Below are 7150 nucleotides of genomic sequence, written 5' to 3'. Positions count from 1 at the left end.
ATCGTATATAACATTTTCAGCCATGCTTACCACAATGTTAAGAATCCGCAGGCAAAGCTTGAACTCGAAACATATAACAAGGAAGAAGACAATGAAAGAATAGGTGAGGTGAATACATTTACCGATAACGCTGGCAGGAAAATTGATGTCGTTAAATTAACGCAGGAGAGTAATTTAGAAAATAAAAAAGAAAAAGCAAAGAAGTTTAACGGATATAAATCGTTAATGGCTGCAAATAGAGCCGCTATGTCCGCGCTCAGCGCGTCCGATATGGATAACGCTTTAAAATATCTCGCAGATATGATAGAAGCGTTGGCGTTAATAGATTCCGACACCGCGTCCAGAGCAAAATCGGCTTATGCAAACATAGAAAAAGACTGGGCTGAAAACAAAGACGTCAATAAACATATAAACATCAATAATGAGTGGAGTGAAGAGAATTTAGAACAAATAAACGAGATACACACGTTAATAAACGCAGTGCATCAGCTGGGGCTGCAAAAGCTTATGTCTTTGCGGAAAGAAGGAAAAATAGATCCTGATTATAAATATATGGTTTCTAAAGATAGAGAGGAAAGAAAAATAATTGTGAACAATTACTCCGAAGGAGAAATAAGTTCTCAAGTAAAAAATTTCATCTCCAATGTAATAAATATAGGCTCTCTAAATATGAGTTCTGAATTTTATTATACATTCGATGAGTTTTATGTCTGTGATAATATAATAATTTGTAGTGTTAAGCTTGGAAGGTTTCATAGCGCGGAGATTATAATAAATTTAGATTCTGCATCTGACGGGATAATAGCAAGTTTTTATGATCCCGCTCTCTTAAGGGCATTCAATGACAACAACATAGCAAGGAGCAGAGTAGGCAGAATATTTGGATTTGCCGCAGTATTAAAGAATAATGGATTTGGCATATCAGACTATAAGATATCAGGTGGTATTCAGGTAAGATACAGTGCGATGGATATGCAAAACATGTTAAGCGAATATGCGGAAAAATTCTTTCTTTTAGTGGGATTTATGACTGAAACGGGAGAACGTCACGGCGTTTTCAGATTCCAAGAAGGATACGGTGAGAAAGTAAACAAAGAAGCAGCGAAAATAGAGACTTCGGATTTTCGCAATGACAGCAAGAAGCTGAAAGTTAAAGTTTTACAGGATTTTGTGCAATTAATAAACAAAGAGTGCAGATCCATATTAAACAAAATTAAGACCGCCCGTGATGTTTTTAAACCTATTTATGATGCGTTAGGCATACCCGAAAGCAGGTGGTTCCCTGAGGAAATAGAACGTTATGCTGCCGAAGGGCGGGCAACTGTGGATTATGAAGCAAAAACGGCAAAGCTGAACAAAGAATATAATCCGTACGAAAAATTTACAAAAGCGTTTGCGGAATTTGAACGCATGCAAAAAGATACAGCAAGAGACTTGCTGTTGCAGGGATATGCCATAGACAATCTTCCTTACGAAGATTTGTTTTTCAGAGTAGAAGCGATAATAAGAAATACGGAAATAAAAAGCGGCTGGTTAAAATTAAAAGATGGCAGGAAGCTGGCGGTAAAAGCAATAACTAAAAGATGGGAGAGTGCAATAGAAGCCGCGTATGCGGAGATAGTGGATATAGATGGAAAGAGAAGCGAAATAGAATATGCACAATTAAAAGAATTATTGGAAGCAGAGGGATATAAAATAGCGCAAGAGAAGTCAACGGACGGCAAGTTAGATAAAGAATTGGAAAGAATAATAGGTGAGATGAATCAAAACGCGGATATAGTACCAGAAAAAGGGCTGATACTGAAAGGGACGGTATTTGCAAAAGGAGATGGTGACTGGGTAAAAGGGACAGCGACATATGATATTGAAAATAATTCGGAAGGCAAAATACTGATAAGGGAAGAGCTTTCTCCCGGAGATATTGAAAAGGCGGGGCTTGGCGAAGGTGTGATAGTAATGCGCGGAAGTGAAGTAATGCATTCCGCGATAAGTTACAGAGAAAAAAAGAATAAAACTGGAATACTAAAATTCGGAAGATGGGAAAACGGAAGACTGTCGTTGAGTTATATAAAAATTACAAATAATATGGCAAAGGAAAGCAACGGATATTATGTGTTGGAAGCAGCGGAAGGCATATTAGTAATACAGGAAGGCGCGGCAATAGAAATAAACGGCACGACCGGCGAAATACTGATAGGCAAGAGACCGGAGACAACGGCAATAATAAACAATAAATATATAGATGCGAAAATAAGGTTGATAGAAGCCGAACTCAATGCATTGAAGAAATACACATTGGCAAAAGATTTGGCCGCTGAGCTTGAGAAAGCTGTAATAGACAGTGCTATAGTGGAAGAAATATTGAAACAGGCGGAGCAAGAGGTAATAAAATTTGTCCAGGAAAGGTTGATTGAAATAAGAGGTTTGGCAGAAAAGAGCAGGTTAAACGTCCTGCAAACAGAGCTTGGTTTACAGTTAATTGAAGAAGCTGAGTATTGGAAAAACTATTACGGCAATAAAGAGATAGAAACCGCGGTCAAAGAGCTGTCGGATAAAATAAAGCGGGAAGAAGGGGAATCAAAAGCAGAAATAGTGGAATCGGAAAGCCTGAACTTAAATGACGTGTCCGTATATGGTTCAAAGAGTGTGAAATCTGGATTTTTGCACAATATAATCGCGAGATTGCCTAAAAAAACGGGACTGAAGATATTTGCACCTGGAGGGATGGCTGTAGGAAAAAACATATTTGAACGATACATGGAAGGAAGCGAATTCTCAAATTTATTGAGAGAGTTGGAACAGGCAAAGGAGAATAAGAATAAAAAAGAGGCAGCAGAAATAGGAAGCAGGATACAGAAATTAATAAGAGAAACTGATAATTTTAAGGTAAAGGAAGAAATAATAAAGGCGCTGGGCTTAAAAAACGACAAAATAAGATATGCTGTGCGTTCAAGCGGTGTGGGGGAAGACAGCAAAGACAATGCGTTTGCGGGAATGGGGGAAAGCTGCCTGAATGTAAATAGAGAACAAGCAGTGGAACATATATTAAAAGTATGGGAATCGTTTTTTAGCGAACGCAGCATAGACTATATGATAGACAACGGATTAACTGTGATGCCTGCTGTACTGGTGCAGGAGATGGTTGAGAAAGTAGAAAAATCCGGAGTAATAATAAACGGTATGATAGGAGCGGTATTTGGACTTGGAGAAGGGATAGTGTCAGGCAGGTTTTCCGCAGACAAGGTGCAGGTGACAAACGGGGAGATAACGTATGTCAAGTCGCAGGGTCGAAGCGGAAAGATAACGGTTGATGAAAGAGGCGGAACAAAAGAAGTAGAGTTAAATAAGGCAGAGAGAGGAGCAAGGGTATTAACAGAAGAAGAAGTGCTGTTGTTGAACAATATACGCGCTGAATTGGAGAATGAACTGGGTTATCCTGCGGATATAGAGTGGTCGATAGACGAAGCAGGAAACATACACATACTGCAAATAAGGCCGGTAACAGATTTTGTAAAAAACTATGAAATAGATTATGAAAATACCAATAATACTACGGATCCGCAAGACAGCGCAAAGCTTGAACTTGCGTGGGCTTCGCGGATTGTGGACAAGCTTGGGATTAAAGACGGATGGCTCAGGGGGATAGTTGTAGGAACACTTGAAATACTGCATTCTACGTTTCTGCCTCCGCTTGTATTTGTATTGAAACATTACACGGACAAAAACGGAAATGTTACGGTAACAACGAAAGAGTCCGATGAAAAAGGATATATGGACGCAAAAAGAGCCTTTTATACTGACATAAAAGAATTTATTCCATCTTTACTGCCTGGCTTTGTTTCAAAACATTACGGTCGCGACGGCCCGTCTGAACAAGATAAACAAACGCAAGCGTACAAATTGAGAGTAAAAGGAAATATTTTTATAAAAACGCTGTCGCTTGCAGGTTTCTCGTTAGGCATAGCGCTTCCCACAGTTTTATTTACGGCCCCCATAGCAATCCCCTTTGCAATTCTTTTTGCCCCGATTTTAACGTTTGCATTTAACATAACAACCCATGCAGTATACAATCTTACAGCCGGCAAAACCGGCAGGTTAGAAATAGAAACCGGCGACGATATAGAAAACTCATTGATACAAAAACTTGGTCCGGATCAAGTTTTTGTCTTAAATACTACAGACCTTTTCGCTAAAAAAACTCTTGATGCGCGGCTTTTCGTTAATGAAACAATAAAAAAAATGAAAGTGGGACTTGCACTCACGACATTGATATCTATAAAGTACAATGACAACGAATTTGACGGAATCGGAACTATAGAAAACGAACGCGACAGAGAACTGCTCGTGCAAATACAAGACAGCTTGGCTGATTCGATTATAAAGAAGTTGTTTGAGTATAGTCTCAATAATTTTGAAGTTGGAGATCTTAAGTCTAAAGTTCTTGTATTTAGGGAAATGCTGAAGAATGCATTTGTCCACGGAAACAATGCCGATACTTCTAAGAAGATATGGATATATTACGACGGCATGGATACTATTTCAATAATAAATGAGGATAATTCCGATAAGGCGTTAAGCCTTGAAATGTCTTCGAGAATTACGGGGATGCAGCTCTACGGAGCAGGCGGCGGAGCGCTTCAGTCTGAAGAAGCGTTTAATTCAAAATTTACAAGAGCAAAAGTCGACGGCAATAATGTGTTTATTTCCAATATTACCGTTATTACTATTGACTTAAACAAAAGCGAACACCGTATAATAGACTTCATATTATCCGAAATAGACAAAGATGCCAAATGGCGGTATTTTAATGAAATTCCTAAGTCAGATAAAGTTTACAAACTGCCTAAGATTAACGAAGGCGACAAAGTATTTTTTTCAGGCTTCGAAGATGAAAAAATCCCGATTATTTTTGTAACGAAAGAGAACGGAAAATTTCAAATAGCAAATATTTCAAACGGGTTTGAAAATCTTGCAGACGAAAAATTTGACATAAAAGAGGAGAACGGAGAGTATTATTTAGTTACCGAACAGCTGTTAAAGCCTATAGAGCCTCCGGAGAGCAGCCTAGAGCCTGTTTCCACAAAGGTTGTCGATGCGCATGCGAGACATAATTTGAAACATCCTGAAGCGGAAGCGCAATCCATAATGAACATAATGAATTTGTTCACCCATCCATACCAGAAAAGTTTGTTTTTGTTACTTGTTGATTTTATTATTATTTTTATCGAGAAGAGAACCCTGAAAATTTGGAATAAAGACTCCATAATTAACTTTTTACAGACATTCGATGTCCGTGTAACATTATTAAGCGGCATAAACCGTTTTCTAAAAGAAGAAGCGGAAATGATATGGAATATGTATCCAGATGAAGACATACGGTTTAACGGTTATAAGGAGTTATTAGAGGCATATAAGCAGCAATTAAAAGATGGAGAAGATACAAAGTTTATTGAAAAGATACTTGCTGAAAACTCGCCCGAGTACGGCAAACTGACAAATTACTTGCAAGACTTTAACAAGGTTAAAATAGAGAAAGGAAAAGTCACATTTACAAACGGAGAATCCATAGAGTTTGATTATTTGTTAAAGATAATCTTTGACAGCAATGTGCAGGCACACAGAGAGGAAAGCAAAAAGGAATCTCCCATGGAGAACGGCTATCCAATGTATGATTTTAAAAAAGTTTTATTTTTGAATGATACCCAGAGAATGGATGCTTTGAAATGGGTAATAATCGCTTTAAATAAATCTTTCGAAGATAACAGTTTGCTGTTGCCGGCAGAACGCAGAGTTAAAGCGTTTACAAAATTTATGTCAGCTGATCCCACGAATCCTACTGAAGAAAAAGAAAGAATAAATTGGCAAGCCAGGGTAGAACATGTTTTGCATTATATATCTATAGGCGTTGTGAATGAAAATATTGAAATTGGTAACTATGAGGAAAGCCCTTTAAGATATTTCAGTTACAACAAGTACATAAACAGGAACGTTTTGTTTGAGGTTGATGATTTTGTAAAAAACTATGAAATAGATTATGAAAATACCAATAATACTACGGATCCGCAAGACAGCGCAAAGCTTGAACTTGCGTGGGCTTCGCGGATTCTGGACAAGCTGGGGCTTAAAGATGGATGGCTCAGGGGGATAGTTGTAGAAACAATTGAAATACTGTATCCTACGTTTCTGCCTCCGCTTGTATTTGTATTGAAACATTACACGGACAAAAACGGAAATGTTACGGTAACAGCGGACGATGCCTACCGTGCGAGAATGAGCGGTGCAAGAAGGATATTCTTTGGCACTTGGGCAATAGCGGCGGTCGGAGCTGCTGTTTCGTTAATGTTTGCCATGCCTGTGGTGTGGGCCATATCAGCGGCAATCGTATATAACATTTTCAGCCATGCTTACCACAATGTTAAGAATCCGCAGGCAAAGCTTGCACTAGAAAGTTGGCGGCAGCTCAGTTTGTTTAATGAAGAAAAGACCTCAAGCGGGCGGGCGGATGAAAATGAAGATGATGACAATATAAGATTTGTGCAAGTGGAAAAGAGGGAAGGTTTCTTGGGAGAAGAAGTTTATATAGGAATAACCGAAGAAGGTAAAACCCTCCAAGCTACAATAGAAGATTATCTTGATTATTTGGAGAGGCTGTCTGCTTCCAATGAAGAGCAAAATGCCAAAGAGGCGGCGGCTGAGGCCGCAGCGGCGATGGAACTGAAAAAGGCCGAATGGAAAAAAGCAAGAAAAGAAGTAATGGAAGCCGCATACAAAACCATAGAACTGGATATAAATAAAGATATCAGGGTAAAACTGCCTTCAAATAATACGGTAGTGTTCAAAAAATATTTTGAAAAAGACGGCAGGGGAGTATGTTCTGTCGAACTTATAGGAATCGACGGGAAGATAATAAGAGAAACAAAAGTATTCTTCTATAATCCGCGTGATATAAGAGGCTTAGAAAAATATAATAGAAAAAATTTTGCCGCCAAATCAATGCAGATCGCGTTTGGACAAAGCAACACCCAATCTGGGCTTGAGCTTGCGTGGGCTTCGCGGATTGCAGATAGGCTGGGGCTTAAAGATGGATGGCTCAGGGGGATAGTTGTAGGAACACTTGAAATACTGCATTCTACGTTTCTGCCTCCGCTTG

Annotated in this window: 1 protein-coding gene; it reads left to right on the top strand. The window is 38.9% G+C overall.

Annotation, left to right across the window (positions count from 1 at the left end; genetic code table 11):
- On the top strand, positions 1-7150 hold a 7150-nt coding region (locus LBD46_02780), incomplete at both ends, for a hypothetical protein (GenBank protein MDR2426095.1).

The organism is Candidatus Endomicrobium procryptotermitis, assembly GCA_031279415.1.
GTDB classification, from domain to species: domain Bacteria; phylum Elusimicrobiota; class Endomicrobiia; order Endomicrobiales; family Endomicrobiaceae; genus Endomicrobium_B; species Endomicrobium_B procryptotermitis.
The sequence above is the reverse complement of the archived record's forward strand: the minus strand, read 5'-3'. Positions and strand labels throughout refer to the sequence as shown.